The organism is Allohoeflea poritis (assembly GCF_027889715.1).
Lineage (GTDB): Bacteria > Pseudomonadota > Alphaproteobacteria > Rhizobiales > Rhizobiaceae > Hoeflea_A > Hoeflea_A poritis.
The window spans coordinates 47,378-66,475 of sequence record NZ_JAPJZH010000007.1 but is presented as its reverse complement, the minus strand read 5'-3'; the positions used below and the strand labels follow the sequence as shown (position 1 = coordinate 66,475).

Sequence of the window (19,098 nt, the reverse complement as noted above, 5' to 3'; positions counted from 1 at the left end):
ATGCCCAGAATTCTTCAACAGGTGCAGGCCGTCATCGATCGGCTGACGATGGGATTGAACGTGCTCGGCACGCTGCTCATCCTGGCGCTGATGGTCCTTATCAACAGCGACGTGATCGGGCGCGGCGTGTTTCTGTCGCCCGTTTCTGGGGTGCCAGAGCTTGTTTCCATGTCGATTGTCGCCATCGTCTTCCTGCAGGTGGGGCAGGCCTTTCGCATGGGCCGCTTCACGCGAACGGACGCGCTCATCAATATTCTCGAACGGCGCGCGCCCCGCGTCAGGGCGGGGCTTGAATTGCTCTACAGCGCCGCCGGCTTTTTCATCATCGGCGCTCTTTTGAACGCAAGCTATCCGCTTTTTATCAAGGCCTGGGACCGCAGTACCTTTGTCGGAACGGTCGGCGATTTCATCGCCCCGATCTGGCCGGTCAAGCTGGTCATTCTCATCGGCTGCGCCGCGCTTTTGCTGCAGCTTGCCATGTCGGTGATCCGCAGCGCCATCGAGATGTTCACCGGCGGGCATATGGATCCGGCAGAAACGGCAGGTGGCCATGACACCGTTTGAGATCGGTCTGGCGGCGCTCGCCGTCATGGTAGTGCTCGTTTATGTCGGCATGTATGTGCCGCTTGCCCTGATGGTCGTTTCCTACTGTGCCGTATGGATGATGAAAGGTTCGCCCATCCTTGCCGGCAAGCTGCTGGCGCTGGCCGCTTCGGAAACCATATCCAGCTACTTCTTCGGCGTCGTGCCGCTCTTCGTGCTGATGGGCTATGTCGTTTCCGTCACCGGCATGGGGCGCGACGCCTTCGACGTCGCCAATCACCTGTTCCGCCGGTTTCGCGGCGGCTTGGGCATCGGCACGGTCGGCGCCAATGCGATCTTTGCGGCGATCACTGGTATTTCCATTGCCTCGGCGGCGGTGTTCACCCGCATCGCCGTGCCGGAAATGGTTCGCCATGGCTACACCAAGCGGTTTTCCGTCGGCGTCGTCGCCGGCTCCTCCGTCCTCGGCATGCTGATCCCGCCCAGCCTCCTGTTGATTCTCTACGGTCTTTTGACCGAGCAGTCCGTGGGCGATCTTTTCATCGCAGGCGTCATACCCGGCCTCCTCCTGGCATTGATCTTCGGCATAGGCGTCGTCGCCATGGCCCGTTTCTGGCCCGGTTTCATCGGCGAGAACCTGTCGGACAGCGATGAGCCGCCGCTCAGCAGCGGCGAGTTGTTCAAGAAGGGTTTTCCCATCGCCGCCCTGATCTTCCTGGTGCTCGGCGGCATCTATGCCGGCTGGTTCACGCCCATCGAGGCCGGCGCTGTCGGCTGCCTCGGCGCGATCGTCATCGGCCTTCTGCGCCGCTCGCTCACCTGGAAGGATTTCTGGAGCGTATTGACCGATACAGGCCTGGTGACCGCCTCGATCTGCTTCCTCATCATCGCGGCGCAGATGTACTCGCGCATGCTGGCGCTCTCCGGTGCGCCGGCTGAGTTCGGCAGTTTCGTCGCGACAGCCGATATCGGTTTCTGGGGCGTTGTGCTCGCTTACGTCGCGCTCGTCATCATCATGGGCACAATCCTCGATTCCTCGTCCATCATGCTGATCCTGGTGCCGCTGATGCTGCCGGTGATCCAGCCGATGAATATCGATCTCATCTGGTTCGGCATCGTGACCGTGCTCGCGGTGGAGATCGGGCTGTTGACGCCGCCATTCGGCATATCGGTCTTTGTGATCAAGTCGGCGCTCAATGACGACACGATTTCGCTCGGCGACATCTTCGCCGGGGCCGCGCCCTTTGCCCTCATGATGCTGCTTGTCCTGGCGCTGGTGCTCATCTTCCCGACACTGGCGACGCTGCCGCTCGGATACTGACGGAGAAAAGAAATGCCACGCAGAATTGTCGATTTGTCCGTGCCGCTGGAGGCCGACATCGCTTCCGACCCGCCCGTCATGCTGCCGGAGATCGACTATGTCGACCACGAGATGTCGGCGGCGCAGGTCATGGCGTTCTTCCCGGGACTGAAGAAGCAGGATCTGCCGGGCGGCGAGGGTTGGGCGGTCGAACAGCTGAGGATCACCACCCATAACGGCACCCATCTCGACGCGCCCTATCACTATCATTCGACCATGAACAATGGCGAACGCGCGATCACAATCGACGAGGTGCCGCTGGAATGGTGCTTCCAGCGCGGTGTCAAACTGGACTTCCGCCATTTCGACGATGGATATGTGGCGACGGCCGCGGATGTGGCGGCCGAACTCGAACGCATCGGCCACGATCTCCAGCCGCTCGATATCGTCGTCGTCAACACGGCCGCCGGCGCCCGCTACGGCCAGCCCGACTATGTTTCTACGGGCTGCGGCATGGGTCGCGAGGCAACGCTCTATCTGCTGGAGCGCGGCGTGCGCGTCACCGGCACCGATGCCTGGAGCTGGGACGCGCCTTTCGTCCACACGGCGAAGGAATATGAGCGCACCCACGATGCAAGCATCATCTGGGAGGGGCACCGGGCCGGCATGGAGATCGGCTACTGCCACATCGAGAAGCTGACCAATCTCGAGACACTGCCGCCGAGCGGCTACGAGATCGCCTGCTTCCCCTACAAGATCAAGGGCGGCTCGGCGGGCTTCACCCGCGCCGTCGCGATTTTCAACGAATAGGAGGCCACCATGGCTCAGAAAATGAAGAAGGTGATTGTCACCTGCGCGGTCACCGGCGGCATTCATACGCCGACCATGTCCGCTAATCTGCCGGTGACGCCGGACGAGATTGCCCAGCAATCCATCGATGCGGCCGAGGCCGGCGCCTCGATCCTGCACCTGCATGCGCGCAATCCCGAAGACGGCCGCCCGACGCCCGATCCCGACGTCTTCATGCAGTTCCTGCCGCGCATCAAGCAGGCGACCAACGCGGTCATCAATATCACCACGGGCGGCGGGCTCGGCATGACGGTGGAGGAGCGCCTTGCCGCGCCGCTGCGCGCCGAACCTGAAATGTGCTCGCTCAATATGGGTTCGATGAACTTCTCGCTGCATCCGCTGGCCGACAAATATCCGAGCTGGAAATATCCGTGGGAGCCGCAGTTTCTGGCCGGCAGCGAGGACTTCATCTTCCGCAACACCTTCAAGGATATCCGCATGATCCTCGAGCGGCTCGGCGAGGGCTGCGGCACGCGCTTCGAGCATGAATGCTACGATATCGGGCATCTTTACAATCTGGCGCATTTCGTCGATGCCGGCCTCATCAAGCCGCCTTTCCTGGTCCAGTCGATCTTCGGCATTCTCGGCGGCATCGGCGCCGACATGGAAAATGTCATGTTCATGAAGCAGACGGCGGACCGGCTGTTCGGCGACGATTATGTCTGGTCGGTGCTTGCCGCCGGGCGCTTCCAGATGCCCTTCATCACCCAGGCCGCCATGATGGGCGGCAATGTCCGGGTCGGGCTTGAGGATTCGCTCTTCATCGCCAGGGGACAGCTCGCCCAGTCGAACGCGGAGCAGGTGCGCAAGATCAGGACCATCCTCGAAGAACTTGGAATGGAAATCGCCTCGCCGGACGATGCGCGCGCCATCCTCGACCTCAAGGGCGGCGACCGGGTCAATTTCTGATGGCAATCAATCCGATCATCGGTTTCCAGGTCGATCCGGCCGATATCCGGACCATCGGAGAGGATCTGCAGCGCCCGGAGTGCATCCTGGCCGAACCCGACGGCTCGCTCTGGTCGGCCGATGCGCGCGGCGGCGTCGTCCATATCGCGCCGGACGGCAGCCAGCGGATCATCACCCAGTCGGAGCGCACGGATTTTGCGGAGGCGGCGGATGAGGCGGCCCGCTTCACGGAAGGCACCCTGCCCAATGGGCTCGCTTTCGCCCGCAATGGCGACATCCTGATATCCAATTTCGGCACTGACCGGCTGGAGATCATGAAACGGACCGGCGAGACACAGGTGCTCCATGATGCGATCGACGGCGCGCCGATCGGCAAGGTCAATTTCGTGCTGCGCGATTCCAAGGACCGTATCTGGCTGACGGTCTCGACCATGGTCCCCAACTGGATGAAGGCGATCAGCCCCAATATCCGCGACGGCTTTGTTGCACTCGCCGACGGCAAAGGCTTGCGGATCGTCGCGGACGGGTTCGCCTTCACCAACGAGATCCGCCTCGATGCGAAGGAGGAATGGCTCTACATTGTCGAGACGACCGCCCGCAGGATCACCCGCATGCGGGTCGGCGATGACGGTTCGCTCGGCAACCGCGAAACCTACGGCCCGTCCGATCACGGCGCCTTCATCGACGGCATTGCCTTCGATGCCCATGGCAATCTTTGGGGCACCCATGTCATGACCGATCGCATCTTTGCCATCACGCCCGAGGGCGATTTGCAGATCATTCTCGACGACGACAACGGGTCCGAGGCCGGCAAGACACTGTTGCAGGCTTTTGAAGAAGACCGCGTGACACCCGATCTGGCGGTGGCCTGCGGTGGTTCGATCGCACCATGGATGGCCAGCGTCACCTTTGGCGGACAGGATCTGAAAAACGTCTATATCGGCAGCCTGCGCGGCACGACGATCCCGTGGTTCCGCTCACCCGTGGCGGGGCTGCCCATGGTTCACTGGAATGAGGGAAGACAATCATGAGCGAAATCGGTGCTATGCCCGAAAAGGCCGTCGTGCAGTTCGATTGCCGCGGCACGGCGGTCGGCAAGATGCGCAACGAACTTGCGATCGAGATGGTCAAGCCGTTCAAGGAAGAGTTTGAAATGGCGACGGACGAGGGTGCTTTTCACGGTGGCGATGCCTCCGCGCCGCCGCCGCTGGCGCTGTTCGTCGGCTCGCTCACCGGCTGCATCATGACGCAAATCCGCGCTTTCGCAAAAAGGCTGGGCGTGACCGTCGACAATCTCGATGTCCACACCCGCATACAGTGGAACTGGCAGGCGGTCGGCCGGGTTTACGAGACCGCGCCAAAGAGCTTCGAAATCGACGTTTTGATCGAAAGCCCCGACCCGGAAGACAAAGTGGTGGCGCTTATAGAAACGGCCAAGAAGGGCTGCTTCATCGAACAGACGCTCGGCGTCGGAAACACCATCAACCACCGCATGAAGACCGCGGATGGCTGGAAGGACGTCTAATGTGCGCCCGCCGCTCAGGGCGGTGAGCGGCGGGCACTACGTCGGGTGTCGTCTGGCAAAGTTGTCTGGCGGCCGCTAATGCCGCACGACCAGAACGGACTGGCGCGCATGCCGCACGACACGAGACGCATTCGGTCCCAGAAGGTAGTCCTTCAGGGCGGGACGGTGTGAACCGACAACGATCAGGTCCGCCTCGCACTGATCCGCTGCCGCGATAATCTCTTCATAAATGCTGCCATGGGCGATGATGTGCTGCACGCGCGTGCCTTTCGGCACGTGCCTGGCGGTAAAGGCGTGCAGCTCGTCGGTCGCATGTTCGATCATCTGTTTCTCGTGATCGGCCGGAAAGAACGTGCCGACGATGCTGCGCCCGTAGTCTGGCACCACGCACACGACATGCAGCGTGTCCTCCGCCACCATCACCTCCAGCGCCGCCTGAATGACCTTGACGGATGATTCCTCGTCGCCGAGATCGATCGTGGCAAGTATCTTCTTGAAGATGTTCGTCTCTGCCATGATCTATGCCCCCTGTTCGACGGTTGCGGGTTCCGGCGTGTCGTCGCGGCGGCGGCGCTGCAGCAGGAAGATCAGCGCCAGAAGCGCCAGGGCCGGGATGTAGAACAGGTATTTGCTCGGCTGCGGCGCAGGCACCAGCAACTGGCTGATCACCTGGTCGAAATCGAACCCGGCAGCCTGTGCCTTGGAGTCGAAAATGGCATTGTCGACCAGCACCTTGCCGTCATCCTCGAAGATTTCGAGTCCGAAGGCCTCCAGCCGTTCCTCGCCCGTGGGTTCGTCCCCGACATCAATCACCATGGTGAGCGTGATCGGATCGCCCACGTCGTCAAGGCCGTCGACAATGGCCCGCATCTGCGATCCGGGCTCCGCTTCGCCCATCGCCTGGACGATCTGCGCCGGATTGACGTTCGAGAAGGGCGGCACGACATAATCCATCCAGAAACCCGGCCGGAACAGCGTAAAGGCGATCAGCAACAGCGCCAGAGATTCCCAGATGCGCGAGCGCGCGATGAAGAACCCTTGCGAACCGGCTGTGAAGATGAGCATCGCCGCCGTTGCGATTATGAAGACGAAAATCCCCTGAGCCCAGGAAACGTCGATCAGGAGCAGGTCCGTGTTGAAGATGAACAGGAACGGCAGCAGTGCCGTGCGCAGCGAATAGAAGAATGCCACGAAGCCGGTTCGGATCGGATCGCCCCCCGACACCGCCGCGGCCGCGAAGGACGCAAGGCCCACCGGTGGCGTGACATCCGCCATGATGCCGAAATAGAAGACGAAGAGGTGCACCGCGATCAACGGCACGATGAGACCGTTCTCCTGCCCGAGCGCCACGATCACCGGCGCCAGCAGCGATGAAACGACGATATAGTTCGCCGTCGTCGGCAAACCCATGCCGAGGATCAGGCTCAGGATCGCGGTAAAGATCAGGATCAGCATGATCTGGCCCTGCGACAGGAACTCGACCAAGGCGGCAAGCACTGCGCCGACGCCGGTCTGCGAGACGGCGCCGACGATGATGCCGGCGGCTGCCGTGGCGATGCCGATGCCGATCATGTTGCGCGCGCCCGCGATCATGCCGTCGATCAGCTCGTTGAAGCCGCGTGCGAAAGCACCGTCGCGGTTTTCTCCGCGGAACATCGCAAAGAGCGGCCTCTGCGTCAGCAGAATGAAGATCATGAAGGCCGTTGCCCAGAAGGCGGACAGCGATGGCGACAACCTCTCGACCATCAGGCACCAGATCAGCACCAGCACCGGCAACAGGAAATGCAGGCCCGACTTGACGGTCGGTCCCGGCTTGGGCAGCCGCACGACGGGTTCGTTCGGATCGTCGAGTTCGAGCTCCGGATAGGAGGCGCAGAAGCGCACCAGCCCGACATAGGTGACGGCAAGCAGCGCGGCGATGATCCACGGCGTGGCGGCGCCGGCGAGCGCACTGACGGTCTGGATCAGGTAAAACACGCCGAACGCGCCGATGACGGTGAAACCAAGGACCTGCGCGCCGGTCGAAATCACCTGGATCTTGCGCTCTTCGCTCAGCCGTGCGCCGAGCATCGCGAAGATGGTGAAGATAATGCCCAGGATGACGGCGATGGCCAGGACGCGGCTGTCGGCTTCCTGCAGCGCCTCGAAGGCGAGGAACAGATAATAGATCGCGCTGGCGGCGGCGAGGATGATCGCCATGGTGATGCCGAAAGAGATCAGGCCCCATTTCAGCGGCTTCGGTTCGGTGGCCCGGTCGAGGCCGGCCATGCCGAGCTTCTTGGCTTCAAGATGCACGATATAGACAAGCGCGATGTAGGAGATGATCGCCGGCACGAAGGCGTGCTTGACGACCTCGAAATAGGATATGCCGATATATTCCACCATCAGGAAGGCGGCGGCGCCCATGACCGGTGGCATGATCTGGCCGTTGACCGACGAGGCAACTTCCACAGCACCGGCCTTTTCGGCGGAAAAGCCGACGCGGCGCATCATGGGGATGGTGAAGGTTCCAGTGGTCACCACATTGGCGATGGATGATCCGGAGATCAGGCCGGTCATGCCGGAAGCGACCACGGCGGCTTTCGCCGGCCCGCCGCTCAGATGACCCATCAGCGAGAACGCCACCTTGATGAAATAATTGCCGGCCCCGGCCTTGTCGAGCAACGCGCCGAACAGAACGAACAGGAAGACCAGGTCCGTCGAAACGCCGAGCGCGATGCCGAAGACGCCCTCCGTGGAGAGCCACTGGTGATAGGCGACGGCATTGAAGCTTGCGCCCTTCCAGGCAAGGAAGCCCGGGGCGTAGGGTCCGAGGAACGTGTAGCCGAGGAAGACGATGGCGACGATCATCAGTGGCGGCCCCAGTGCGCGGCGCGTTGCTTCCAGGAGCAGGATGATGCCGAGCACGGAGACGATCACGTCGAGCTGGTTTGGATTGTTGGGCCGGTCGGAAAGGCGCGTGCCCATGATGCTCTTGATGATTTCCGTGTCGAAGACGAAGAGATAGAGCGAGCAGCATGCGGCGCCGATCGCCAGCGCCCAGTCGCCGGTCGGTATGACCCGGCGCGGCGATGATTTGAACGCCGGATAGGCGAGATAGGCGAGAAACAGCGCGAAGGCTAGGTGGATGGGCCGGGCCTCGCCGCTTGAGAAGACGCCGAAGCCGGTCGTGTAGGGCAATGGCGAGGCAATCCAGACCTGGAACAATGACCAGGCAAGGGCCGTGCCCGCGATCAGCAACGCCACCGAATGGTTGGTGGGTTTGCGTCCGCCGGTGTCGGTCGATGCGACGAGGTCTTCAAGTTCCTCGCTGCTGAGTTTGCCGGTGTCTTCCTGCGCCATTGTCTCCCCCGCAATTCCTTTTGGACCTCAAAAGGCAATCGGGGGCGGATCGAAATCCGCCCCCGGTCAACGTGCCGAACTACATCCAGCCGCGTTCCTTGTAGTATTTGACGGCGCCGTCATGCAGCGGCGCGGACAGATTGTTCTTGATCATGTTCTCTTCTTTGAGATTTGCAAAGGCCGGATGCATCTTTTTGAACCGGTCGAAATTCTCGAAGACGGCCTTGGTGATCTCGTAAACGACTTCTTCCGGCGTGTCGGACGAAGACACGAAGGTCGCACCAACACCGAACGTTGTGACATCGCTGTCTGTGCCGGCATACATGCCGCCGGGGATGGTTGCCATTGCATAGAAGTCATTGTCGTTTGCGAGCGACTTGGCCGCATCGTTGTCGACATTGATCAGTTTCGATTCGCAGGACGTCGTTGCTTCCTTGATCGAGCCGTTCGGGTGACCCACCGTGAAAACGATCGCGTCGACCTTGTTGTCGCAAAGCGCGGCGGCCTGCTCGGATGATTTAAGCTCGGAGGCGAGCGCGAAATCGTCCATCGACCAGCCCATCTTGTCCATCAGCACTTCCATCGTGCCGCGCTGGCCGGAGCCCGGGTTGCCGATATTGACGCGCTTACCCTTCAGGTCGTCAATGGTGTTGATGCCGGAATCGGCGCGTGCAACGACCGTGAAGGGTTCCGGATGCACGGAGAACACGGCCCGCAGACCGTCGAACTTGCCGTCCGGGAACTTGTCCGGGGCGGTGCCGTTATAGGCATGATACTGCCAGTCCGACTGTGCAACGCCGAGGTCGAGGTCGCCGGTGCGGATGCCGTTGATATTGGCCACCGAACCGCCCGTTGTGTGCGTGCACTTGATTTCGTGATCCTTGGTGCCGCGATTGACGAGGCGACAGATGGCGCCGCCCACCTGGTAGTAGACGCCGGTCTGACCGCCGGTTCCGATTGTGACGAAGGTTTCTTCCGCAATGGCCGTTCCGGCAAGACCCATGGATAGAGCCACGGCCGTGCCGGCAAGCATGTTGCGTCGTGATAACATCTTTACTACTCCCTGTTCGATGTTAATTGGTCCACCGGCCAGTATTCTCCGAGCCGGTGATTATTCGTCTCCACTTCCTTCAGGCGCTCGCTCGTATCTGGCCCCGAACGGCGGATCACCATGCCCATCAGCGATTCCAGCAGAAGGAGCGTGGCGATGTAGGAGGAGAAGAATTGCGGACTATCCGTCGGGACAATGAAATGGTGCGTCGCAAAGGGAAATGCCGGACAAGCCATGGAATCCGATATGACAATGACGAAGGCCCCCGATTCATGGGCGATCTGCGCGGCATCGACCGAACGCTTCGCGTAGGGATCCTTCATGATGATGACCACAGCATCTTCCTGCTTGATCCCGGTCAGTGATGTTGCAAGGGCAATGCCGTCGAGGCCGAGCACCTGCCAGTTCGTGAAGGCGAGATTGGCCAGGTAGCCGAAATACTGGGCAAAGCCGACGGAAGCCAGTGAGCCGGCGACAAAGACGTTTCTGGATGCAACCAGCCGGTCCGCCACGAGGCGCAGGCGCGCCACATCCAGATCATTGACGAACTGGTCGATGTTGCGCATGGCCGAGGCCGCCTGGCGCAGGGCAAAAGGTGCCTTCTCGCCGTGCTCGTCGTCGGCGCCCTCAAGTTGCAGCAATGTCGCCTTGTCGGCGAAGCTGATGTTGCGGTGCTTGATTTCGTTTCGGCAAAGCTCGCGCATCTCCTCATAGGAGCCGAGGCCCAGTGCCCGCGCGAGCCGTGAGAAAGTCGGTGGGTTGAGCTTGCTGCTTGCCGCCGTCGCGCGCAGGGAACGGCTGGCGACATCATGGTGGTTCTCGACCACATAGTCGGCGGCAATCTTCAGCTGCGGGCTGAGGCCGTCATAGTGAAGCGCAATCAGGTCGTTGATTGATACACGGCTCTCCAACCCGTTCCTCCGCCGGTTATCCGGTTCTGAAACAGACTGTTTCAAACAAATCCAATTTTGTCAAATAGTGAAACATTTGTATCAAGATCGCGGCCGATAATCTCGGATCGGATTGCCATATTCACCGCGCCAGATGGCTGAATTATGTTCACCGGGCCAATCGGTTCAGGCCCACCGGGACGCGCCACGGACACAAGCCATATTATTTGTGGCGCCAAATGCATTGTTGTTTCGGATTGAATCAAACGCTGATAAACCCATAGGGTCTTTCCAGTATACGATCGACGGGAAAATCTTGCATATGAGTTTGCTTCACGTTGGCCTGACAAGTTGCATGGGGCGCATGTACCGAGATGGAAACACATGACGGACGATCTCGTTTCCATTCCGCTGTTTGATGCTTTTCCGGCTTCAGCGCAGGTGTTCGACATACGCGGCGAGCGATCCCTTGGCAGCGCTGAGCTGGCGGCAAAGATTGCCTCGGGTGCCGCTCTGATCGCGGCGCAGACCGACGGACGGCAGGGCCCGGTGGTCATTGCCGAGGCGGACGCCGTCGACATGCTGGTGATGATATTCGCAGCCTGGGCGGCCGGCCGCTGTGCGGTCGTTGTCAATCCGGGTCTGGGCGCCGAAGAACAGGAAAACGTGATTGCGCATACGGGCGCGCTGGCCTGGTATGGCAAGCTTGCCTGCGGTTTCGAAAACCCGCCGCAAAAGCAACATGCAGCGTTCAATCCATTGGGGCCTGATCAGCCGGCGCTGGTTCTGATGACCTCGGGCACAACCGGTGTTCCGAAAGGCATAGTCCACACGCTGCGCTCTCTTCATGCGCGCGTCTCGCTCAATGTCGCCCAAATGGGCGCCGGTCCGCTTCAACGCAGCCTTTGCGTGCTGCCCATGTTCTTCGGTCACGGCCTTATCGGAAACTGTCTGACGCCGTTGGCCGCCGGCGGCAGCCTTTTTCTCTGGTGCAGCCCCGGCCTTGCCGAGATGGCATCGCTGGGAAACGTGCTCGACGAACACCGGATTTCGTTCATGAGTTCCGTCCCGTCTTTCTGGAAACTTGCCATGCGCATGTCGTCGCCGCCGCAATCCGCGCCGGAGCGGGTCCATGTCGGCTCGGCGCCGCTGTCGATCGAGCATTGGCGGTCGATCGCACAATGGACCGGAACGGATAATGTCTACAACATGTTCGGCATGACCGAGACAGCGAACTGGATCGGCGGCGGTACGCTCGCTGACGCAGAAGGCCGGGACGGCTATGTCGGACATATTTGGGGCGGACGCTGCGCCGTGCTCGGCGAGGACGGATCGGTAAGCGACACCGGCAAGGGTGAGGTGCTGGTGCAATCGCCGAGCATCATGCAGCACTACCTGGACGCACCCGACAAAACGGATGCGGCGTTCATCGGCGGCTGGTTCCGCACCGGCGATATCGGCGTGGTCGGCGATGCCGGTGATTTGACCCTGGTTGGCCGTATAAAGTCGGAGATCAATCGCGCCGGCATCAAGATACAGGCGGAGGAGATCGATATGCTGCTCGAGCGTCACCCCTCGGTCGACGAGGCCTGTGCCTTCGGCATCGAGGATCCTGCCAGCGGCGAAGTCGTTGCCGCCGCCATCGTCCTTGGCCGGAATGATGCGGCGGCTTCGGAGGACATCAGGCAGTGGTGCCGTGAGCGCGTACGTGCTGAGGCGGTTCCCGCGGTTCTGTACATGGTGGACGAAATACCCCGAAACGATCGCGGCAAGATCGTCAGAAGCCAGGTTCGGGCCTTCGCACAGCAACAGGAAAAGACATCATGAAGTGGCATCGGCGCCGGATTGCCGCTCTCGAAAAAACAATCGAGACAGAGCGCTTCGTGGTCAGGCCGGCCGGCAGGTTGCGTGCCCTGCAGCTGTTCAAGAAAATGAACGAGGATGCGGAGATTCTGCTGCAGCTCTCGCACAGCGACAAGAAGGCGGGATGGTGGCGCCTGATCCGGAAATACAGGCTGCCGAACGGCCGTTCGCGCTTCATGTATGAGATCATCCCGACCGGCAGCGATGAATGTATCGGCTACCATGAGATTTACCTCGTGCCCTACCGCTCGGCGACGCTGGGGGTCGTTATTCTCGATCGCGACTGGTGGGGCAAGGGCGTTCCGCTCGAGGTGCGAAAGGCGATCATGGCGCAATTCGTCCGCCATGCCGGTGTGGAGCGTTTCACGGGGTCGGTCGAGGCGCGCAATTTTGCCTCGGTCCTCAATTACCGAAAGCTGGGTTTCAATCACAGCGGCACCATGCACCGCTGCAATTTCAACACAAAGACCAATGTTCCGGTGGACTACTTGAATTTCGAGCTGCTGAAAGAAAACTTCCCGCCCTACCTACCGGGAGCCGAAGCATGAAGGCAATGGAGGATGCACGGCGGATCGTTGCCGAGGCCACCCGTACGCCGCTGGATCAGCTTCCGGAGGAGGCCGGTATCGAGTCGCTGGCCGCATGGGACAGCATTGCCCACATCGGCATCATCCTTGCCGTCGAGGAGTTGTCCGGAAAACAGCTGACGCCGGAATCGATCGTCAGTATTGTTTCCGTACAGTCCATCGCGGATTTCCTGGAAGCTCAGAACCAGCCACAATGAGTGCGTCGAACGAGCATCAATCGCAAAATGGCGACCTCGGACAGGTCCTGTGTGACCTGGCGGACCCGCAGGCAGAGGGACCTTTCGCCGATGCATGCCTTGCCCTGCCGCCAAAACAGCTCTTCGACGCCATCCTGCACCACGGCATCGAGCCAATAGCGCTGAGAAAGCTGACCGGCATTCTGCCACAGGAGCCGCCCTATCCGACATTGATCGACGCGGTGCGCGAGCGTCAGCTCCTGGCGAATGCGCATGCTCTTGTCCTGGAAGCCCATGCGCTGCAGCTGACGACGGCGATCGACGCACAGGGCCTTAATGCGGTCATTGTCAAAGGTCAGGTCTTTGCCAAGGCGTTGTACGACCGGGCTTCTGACCGGCCGTTTACCGATGTCGACGTCCTGGCGCACCCGGCATCGGTGCCTGCCGTCGGTGCGATCCTCAAAGATGCTGGCTTCCTGTTGTATCAGAAGCAGATGTTCGACAATTCCGCCCGCAACATGGAACAGAAATGGGTTCGCGAGGACAACCAAAACATTCTGATCGAACTGCACGGAAATCTCGTCCATTACGCAAGCCTGAGGTGGCGCGTCTCTTTCGGCCATGACGAATACTGGACCGCTTCGGGTGACGGCGATTTTCCCAATGTGGCCTATTTCATGACCGCGGTCATACATGCATCTGCCGGTCACAAATTTCATCGCCTGCAACTGCTTGCCGATGTCATGCAGGCGGCGAGAAAACTGACGGAGGAGGATATCCGGCACCTGAATACGGTGCTCGATATGCTGCGGGCGCGGTTGGAGGTCCTTGTCTGTCTCGACCTGGTCTGTGCGCTGTTTGGCGATGAAGCCTCGCGGCATGTGCGCGACAGCCTGTCGCCTGGCCGGGAATACGGTTTCGCACGCGGACTGGTCACACGGGACGCCGTTATCGATACGTGGAACGATGCCGGCCACCGCTCGCGCATGCGGCGACACGCCTTCCGTTGGGTGCAGCGCGTCGCGCCGCGCTGAGGCCGCCTATTTGGTCAGGGCCGCATCGATCATGGCCGCGACATCATCGGGCGTACCGTTGATGTCGAGCCTGTAGCAGACGCAGGATGCAAGGGTCCGGGAATATATATCCAGCCGCTCCTCGTGGCCGGGAAACAGGCCCGCCGCACCAAGATCGATATTGTCGGCGATGATCTCTCCGAAAGCATCCGCGCCGTTCAGCTCCGTCAATTGCATCGGAAGCCCTGACCGGCGCAATGCAATGACGGATATCACCGGCCGTGCATCGTCCGCCGCGAGGCACCCCTTCGTCGCCAGGACCTTGCGCGCCACCCATTGCTCTTCGTTTTCGTCCCAGTTTTCCGGCTTGATCATGGCGCCCAGCCAGGGAAAGATGCCTGCGGTTTTTCGGTGCACCTTGATTGGACGTGGCACGCCTCGGACGAGAACCTGCCCGTCTGCGGTCGGCGTAAGGATCGTCGCATCATCGGTGCACAACCGGTATCCCGCTTCGACCAGCGCCAGGGCGGTTGTCGTCTTGCCGGTGCCGCTTGGTGCGTGCAACACCAGCCTGCCGCTTCCGTCCGGTGTCTCGATGCAGGCCGCGTGAACCATGACGTGGCCCGCGGCGCCCACGATGTGATCGAGGGCATAGCTTGTCGCAATGCTCAGTATCTCGCCATTGCATGCCGGCCCGACGGTAAACTCCACGGTGCCGTTCGTTCTGTCAAAGCACGCCCGGATCCGGTCCGGCGCGAGCAAATGCCAGCAATCCGCATTGCCTGAGAGTTGAAAGGGACCTTCATCGCCGATCATGCCGTGAAAGAAGACATCGGCTGGCGGCGACGACGCTTCCACCGGTCCATGGACCAGCGAGAACCGGCACTGCGGAGCGACATTTTCGTCGAACGGCACCGCCCACTCACCGATCAGGCTGAGCAGCGGCACAAGGATACGCGGCGCATCGGTGGTAACCTCCAGGCGCAGTCCGGCGAGATCGAAATATTGCCTGGTCATGCCGGGTGAACATGGATCGGAAACATGCCGTCCATGATGTCGTTGAGCACCGGTTTGCCGTCGAGGACGACCCAGCAATGGGCGTCGATCACCGGTTCGTTCAGGCTTTTTTCGTCAATGGCGAAATGCAGCTGCGGGCTGTAACCGGCCATCTTCAGGAAGCGGTATCCGAGGATTCCTTGGCGGAAACAGCGACGGTCGCGCATCAGCCACGGCCGGCGGGTGACCCTGAGCACCGCATGTGCGATCGCGTCTGCGGCAAGGCCGTCGTAACGCCGCGATTCTGTGCCGTCAGCCAGCCGAAGCGCGCCTTCCAGATCCCGCCCCGCGATCAGCAGGGGCAACAGGCGGGCCGTCAGCCAAAGTTCAATTCGAAACAGCCGTTGTCTGGGTTTTCGCATCTGGCGGGAAGCCTGGTCAGCGCTAAGCGTCTGCATCGATGGTGTCGATCACGCCTTCCGACTGAAGATAGGTCAGCAACTCATCCAGATCCGACAGGAGTTGTTCGCGCGAGACATCGAACTCATCGCAAACCGCATCGGCCGTGGCGCCAATGTTCCGGTTCCCGTCGGTGAGACGCAGAAAGGCTTCGGCGGTGCTGTTGCAGGAATAGATCTGTCCCGTATCCGTCATGAGAATAACGCCGCTGTCTCCGACGGAACGAAATGTCGCCTTGTCCGCGAGCCTGAAGGTCTGGTTAGGATCCAACGCCATCCTGTCTCTCCCTGTATTGGCCGAAGTCCCAGACCCGCTCTAGCACTATTTCAACCGCTGTTCGAATCCAACCTTCTCAAAAGGTTATCGTGTTTGGAAATTGCGATTTGCTGAGTTGCAAAGGCAACACAGCCTGGCCCGGCTGCTGATCTCGGATATCAAATTACCTGATTTGCCAGGAACCGAAACGAACGTATCATCCGCGCGCAACAGACTTTCTCGCCACGGCTGATATGACGGTTTTATTCAGGCTATCAATGGGACATTCGTTTTGAAGAACCTCGCCCGCATCATGGTCGCCCCGAACGGCGCACGGCGCGGCAAGGCGGACCACCCGGCCTTGCCCGTCACGATTGACGAAACCGTTGACGCCGCAAGAGCCTGCTTTGCCGCCGGCGCGCCGGCAATCCATGCCCATGTGCGCGACGACAAGGGCGGACATACGCTGGACGCCGGGCTGTACCGCGAATTGATCGCACAGCTTTCCGTCGCTGTTCCCGACATGGCCGTTCAGATCACCACGGAAGCGGTCGGGCGCTACAGCCCGGGCCAGCAGCGGCAGGTTGTGCGCGACGTCATGCCCAAGGCTGTGTCCGTGGCGCTGCGCGAAATGGTGCCCGACGAAGGCGAGGTCCGGGCGGCGCGCGAATTCTACCACTGGGCGCGGGACGCGGACATCGCGGTCCAGCACATATTGTACGAGGCCGGCGAGGTCGCCGAGCTTTTCAGGCGGATCGAGGCTGGCGTCATTCCGGCCGACGAACTGCAGATCCTCTTCGTGCTCGGGCGTTACGCCAAGGACCAGCAGAGCGAAGTATCGGACATGGACCCGTTCCTGAGCGCCCTGGCGCTCCAGGATTATGTGCAAGGCAGTGTCCAGTGGGGTCTGTGTGCTTTCGGCCGCAACGAGACGGATTGCCTTGCCGAGGCGGTGCGGCGCGGCGGACATGCCCGCATCGGTTTCGAAAACAGCCTGTGGAACCGCGACGGCCTGATCGCCGCCGACAATGCGGAGCGGGTGCGTGAATTGGTGCGGGTGCTGGGTTAGCAGCTCAGACCCGCCAGACTGCCGATCCGCCGGTCATGCCGGCGCCTGCCGCGGAAAAGAGCAGCGTCTCCCCGGAAAGCAGGGGTTTGTCGCCGTGCGCCAGCGACAGCGTCAATGGTATGGTCGCCGCTGAACTGTTTCCGTATTCACTGACCGAGGACTGGATCTTTTCGCCGGGGATGCCGATGGCGTGGGCAACGGCGTCGAACATGCGCTGATTGGCCTGGTGCGGGATGAAACGGTCGACGTCGCCGACGGCAATACCGCATTGGTCCAGCGCGGTCCGTGCGCTCTCGGCCATCATGTGCACGGCGTGGGAAAAGACACGCTTGCCATTGTCGATATGCATCTTGAGCGCAGCGTGATCGGCGCTCGGCGAGAACGGCCGACGGGAACCGCCCATCGGGATGAGGATGCGGTCATACTGTTCGCCATCCGACCGCAATTCCAGCGACCGCAGGCCGCAATCGGGATCCGCCGCCGGTTCCAGAACAATCGCGCCTGCCGCATCGGCAAAGAGCACCGCGCTTGCCCGTTCCTGCGGGTCGATGCGCCGGCTCAGAATATTGGCCGCCACCACCAGGGCCGGCTTTTTCTGCAAGCGCACGAAGTTCTCAGCAAAGCTGAGCGCATAGAGAAATCCGCCGCATGCGCCGGTAATGTCGACGGCGCCGGGCGAACAAAGACCCAGCCGGTGGGCCAGCAAGGGGGCGGAGGGCGGCAGCAGATGGTCCGGCGTGCTCGTTGCGAGCAGCAGCAGCCCGATATCGCCGGCGCTGGTGCCGTTTTCGCGCAAGGCCATTTCGGCGGCCGGCAGGGCAATGTCCGTCAGCGCTTCGTCGGGCGCCGCATAACGCCTGCTGTGAATGCCGGAGCGCCGGGCGATCCAGCCGTCCTCGAGACCGAGACGCGCTTCGATTTCAGCGTTCGGCACCACCCGTTCGGGCGCGTGGTGTCCAAGGCCCGCTATGGCAACGCCGGCAGGCATCAGGCGAAGGTCTCCGCCGCGTCCGCGATCGCGCCATAGACGACATCGAGGTCATCGGCTGTGGAGCAGTAGGGTGGCATCACATAAATCGTATTGCCGAGCGACCGCAACAGCAGGTTCCGCTCCTGGAAGAAGGCATAGAGCTTGGGGCCGACATTGGACAGATAACCGTCGTCGCGGGCTTTCAGGTCCATCGCCGTGATGGTGCCGCATTGGCGGATATTCTCGAACCGCGCATCCTCGGCAAAGCGGGCCAGCCGCTCATGCTGCATGCCGGCAAGATTGCCGATTGTTTCCAGCACCGGTTCCTCCTGCCAGATCTTCAGATTGGCAACGGCGGCCGCGCAGGCGATCGGGTTGGCCGTGTAGGAGCTGGAGTGGAAGAAGGTCTTCGACCGGTCGGTCGAATAGTGGGCCTCGAAGATTTCCGAACGGCACAGCGTGACCGCCAGCGGCAGCGAGCCGCCGGTAATGCCCTTGGAATAGCAGGCAATATCCGGCTCGACACCGGCGATCTCGCAGGCGAACATGGATCCGGTCCGGCCCCAGCCGGTCATCACCTCGTCAGCGATGAACAGCACGTCATGAGCTTCGCAGACGGCCTTCAACTGCCCCAGCGTATCTGGCGAATACATCAACATGCCGCCTGCGCCGAGCACCAGCGGCTCGGTGATGAAGGCCGCTACATCGCCATTTCTGCAAGCGGCTTCAAGCGCGGCGATCGTCGCCGCGTCGTCATTCGGTCGCGGGAAGGGCACGGAGGTGACATCGAACATCAAGGGTTCATAGGCTGCATTGAAAACGCCGCGCTCGCCCACGGACATGGTGCCGATCGTGTCGCCGTGATAGCCGTTCTCCATGACGACGATGCGGGTGCGGTCCGTCTTGCCGATATTGCGCCAGTAGCCGAGTGCCATCTTCAACGCGACCTCGACCGAGGTGGAGCCGCTGTCGGAGAAGAACACGTGGTTCAGTGTCGACGGCGTGACTTCAAGCAGTCTTTCGGCGAGCGCCTCGGCCGGGTCGTGCGTATGACCGGCGAAGATGACCTGATCGAGCCTGCCCGCCTGGTCGCGGATTGCCTCGATGATCCGCGGTTCGCAATGGCCGTGGGTGACGACCCACCAGCTTGAGATGCCATCGAAGATCCGGCGCCCGTCCTTCGCCGTCAGATAGGCGCCCTTTCCGCCGGCGATATGAGTCATGTCCGGCAGCACGGCATGCTGCGTAAACGGGTGCCATATGGGAAAGTTCTTCTTGGCGTTCATGGGTTTTTCCTTGCG

20 protein-coding genes are annotated in these 19,098 nt (G+C 61.3%); 11 read left to right on the top strand and 9 right to left on the bottom strand.

Annotated elements, in window-relative coordinates:
* The 6 genes from OOZ53_RS12675 to OOZ53_RS12650 are packed head-to-tail and all read left to right on the top strand — an operon-like array spanning position 1 to position 5,126.
* The gene (locus OOZ53_RS12675) at positions 1-564 is read left to right on the top strand and encodes a TRAP transporter small permease subunit (protein WP_271089946.1); all 564 of its coding nucleotides are present in this window, start codon (positions 1-3) and stop codon (positions 562-564) included.
* Positions 551-1,864 carry a TRAP transporter large permease gene (locus OOZ53_RS12670; protein WP_271089945.1) on the top strand — a complete coding sequence of 438 codons (1,314 nt, stop codon included), beginning with the start codon at positions 551-553 and terminating at the stop codon, positions 1,862-1,864. Before OOZ53_RS12675 ends, OOZ53_RS12670 begins: the two co-directional genes overlap by 14 nt.
* A 12-nt stretch (positions 1,865-1,876) precedes the next feature.
* The gene (locus tag OOZ53_RS12665; protein WP_271089944.1) at positions 1,877-2,653 is read left to right on the top strand and encodes a cyclase family protein; all 777 of its coding nucleotides are present in this window, start codon (positions 1,877-1,879) and stop codon (positions 2,651-2,653) included.
* A 9-nt stretch (positions 2,654-2,662) separates the two neighbouring features.
* Positions 2,663-3,601, top strand: a complete 939-nt coding sequence (gene kce / locus OOZ53_RS12660) for a 3,5-dioxohexanoate:acetyl-CoA acetone transferase (RefSeq protein ID WP_271089943.1) — start codon at positions 2,663-2,665, stop codon at positions 3,599-3,601.
* Positions 3,601-4,632 carry an SMP-30/gluconolactonase/LRE family protein gene (locus tag OOZ53_RS12655; protein WP_271089942.1) on the top strand — a complete coding sequence of 344 codons (1,032 nt, stop codon included), beginning with the start codon at positions 3,601-3,603 and terminating at the stop codon, positions 4,630-4,632. Before kce ends, OOZ53_RS12655 begins: the two co-directional genes overlap by 1 nt.
* Positions 4,629-5,126: an OsmC family protein gene (locus OOZ53_RS12650; RefSeq protein WP_271089941.1), complete on the top strand. Its 498-nt coding sequence runs from the start codon at positions 4,629-4,631 to the stop codon at positions 5,124-5,126. The genes OOZ53_RS12655 and OOZ53_RS12650 overlap by 4 nt, the downstream gene beginning before the upstream one ends.
* 75 nt (positions 5,127-5,201) lie before the next feature.
* Here the strand turns inward: OOZ53_RS12650 and OOZ53_RS12645 are convergent, their stop codons facing one another.
* The 4 genes from OOZ53_RS12645 to OOZ53_RS12630 form a co-directional block, all read right to left on the bottom strand.
* The gene (locus OOZ53_RS12645; RefSeq protein WP_271089940.1) at positions 5,202-5,642 is read right to left on the bottom strand and encodes a universal stress protein; all 441 of its coding nucleotides are present in this window, start codon (positions 5,640-5,642) and stop codon (positions 5,202-5,204) included.
* A gap of 3 nt (positions 5,643-5,645) precedes the next feature.
* Entirely contained in the window at positions 5,646-8,468 is a 2,823-nt protein-coding gene (locus OOZ53_RS12640) for a TRAP transporter permease (protein ID WP_271089939.1), read from the bottom strand.
* Between the two features lie 79 nt (positions 8,469-8,547).
* A complete protein-coding gene (locus tag OOZ53_RS12635) occupies positions 8,548-9,519 on the bottom strand; it encodes a TAXI family TRAP transporter solute-binding subunit (protein WP_271089938.1) in 972 nt (323 codons plus the stop codon).
* 5 nt (positions 9,520-9,524) lie between these two features.
* Positions 9,525-10,430: a MurR/RpiR family transcriptional regulator gene (locus tag OOZ53_RS12630; RefSeq protein ID WP_271089937.1), complete on the bottom strand. Its 906-nt coding sequence runs from the start codon at positions 10,428-10,430 to the stop codon at positions 9,525-9,527.
* Positions 10,431-10,793: 363 nt separating this feature from the next.
* On the opposite strand from OOZ53_RS12630, the gene OOZ53_RS12625 reads away from it, so the two are divergent.
* The 4 genes from OOZ53_RS12625 to OOZ53_RS12610 are packed head-to-tail and all read left to right on the top strand — an operon-like array spanning position 10,794 to position 14,069.
* Entirely contained in the window at positions 10,794-12,236 is a 1,443-nt protein-coding gene (locus OOZ53_RS12625; protein WP_271089936.1) for a class I adenylate-forming enzyme family protein, read from the top strand.
* Positions 12,233-12,820: a GNAT family N-acetyltransferase gene (locus OOZ53_RS12620; RefSeq protein WP_271089935.1), complete on the top strand. Its 588-nt coding sequence runs from the start codon at positions 12,233-12,235 to the stop codon at positions 12,818-12,820. The genes OOZ53_RS12625 and OOZ53_RS12620 overlap by 4 nt, the downstream gene beginning before the upstream one ends.
* Positions 12,817-13,056 (top strand): acyl carrier protein, encoded by a 240-nt coding sequence (locus OOZ53_RS12615; RefSeq protein ID WP_271089934.1) that lies wholly within the window; start codon positions 12,817-12,819, stop codon positions 13,054-13,056. The genes OOZ53_RS12620 and OOZ53_RS12615 overlap by 4 nt, the downstream gene beginning before the upstream one ends.
* Positions 13,053-14,069, top strand: coding sequence for a nucleotidyltransferase family protein (locus tag OOZ53_RS12610; protein ID WP_271089933.1), 1,017 nt, complete (start codon positions 13,053-13,055; stop codon positions 14,067-14,069). Before OOZ53_RS12615 ends, OOZ53_RS12610 begins: the two co-directional genes overlap by 4 nt.
* A gap of 6 nt (positions 14,070-14,075) precedes the next feature.
* Here the strand turns inward: OOZ53_RS12610 and OOZ53_RS12605 are convergent, their stop codons facing one another.
* The 3 genes from OOZ53_RS12605 to OOZ53_RS12595 are packed head-to-tail and all read right to left on the bottom strand — an operon-like array spanning position 14,076 to position 15,779.
* Complete coding sequence (locus tag OOZ53_RS12605; RefSeq protein WP_271089932.1) at positions 14,076-15,065, bottom strand: hypothetical protein; 990 nt, start codon at positions 15,063-15,065, stop codon at positions 14,076-14,078.
* Positions 15,062-15,466 carry a lasso peptide biosynthesis B2 protein gene (locus OOZ53_RS12600; protein WP_271089931.1) on the bottom strand — a complete coding sequence of 135 codons (405 nt, stop codon included), beginning with the start codon at positions 15,464-15,466 and terminating at the stop codon, positions 15,062-15,064. Before OOZ53_RS12600 ends, OOZ53_RS12605 begins: the two co-directional genes overlap by 4 nt.
* A 22-nt stretch (positions 15,467-15,488) precedes the next feature.
* Entirely contained in the window at positions 15,489-15,779 is a 291-nt protein-coding gene (locus OOZ53_RS12595; RefSeq protein ID WP_271089929.1) for a PqqD family protein, read from the bottom strand.
* 271 nt (positions 15,780-16,050) lie between these two features.
* On the opposite strand from OOZ53_RS12595, the gene OOZ53_RS12590 reads away from it, so the two are divergent.
* Entirely contained in the window at positions 16,051-16,827 is a 777-nt protein-coding gene (locus tag OOZ53_RS12590) for a beta-keto acid cleavage family enzyme (RefSeq protein WP_271089928.1), read from the top strand.
* Positions 16,828-16,831: 4 nt separating this feature from the next.
* Here OOZ53_RS12590 and OOZ53_RS12585 read toward each other — a convergent pair whose 3' ends face one another.
* Positions 16,832-17,815: a beta-ketoacyl-ACP synthase III gene (locus OOZ53_RS12585; protein WP_271089927.1), complete on the bottom strand. Its 984-nt coding sequence runs from the start codon at positions 17,813-17,815 to the stop codon at positions 16,832-16,834.
* Positions 17,815-19,083, bottom strand: coding sequence for an adenosylmethionine--8-amino-7-oxononanoate transaminase (locus tag OOZ53_RS12580; protein WP_271089926.1), 1,269 nt, complete (start codon positions 19,081-19,083; stop codon positions 17,815-17,817). The genes OOZ53_RS12585 and OOZ53_RS12580 overlap by 1 nt, the downstream gene beginning before the upstream one ends.
* Between the last annotated feature and the right edge of the window lie 15 nt (positions 19,084-19,098).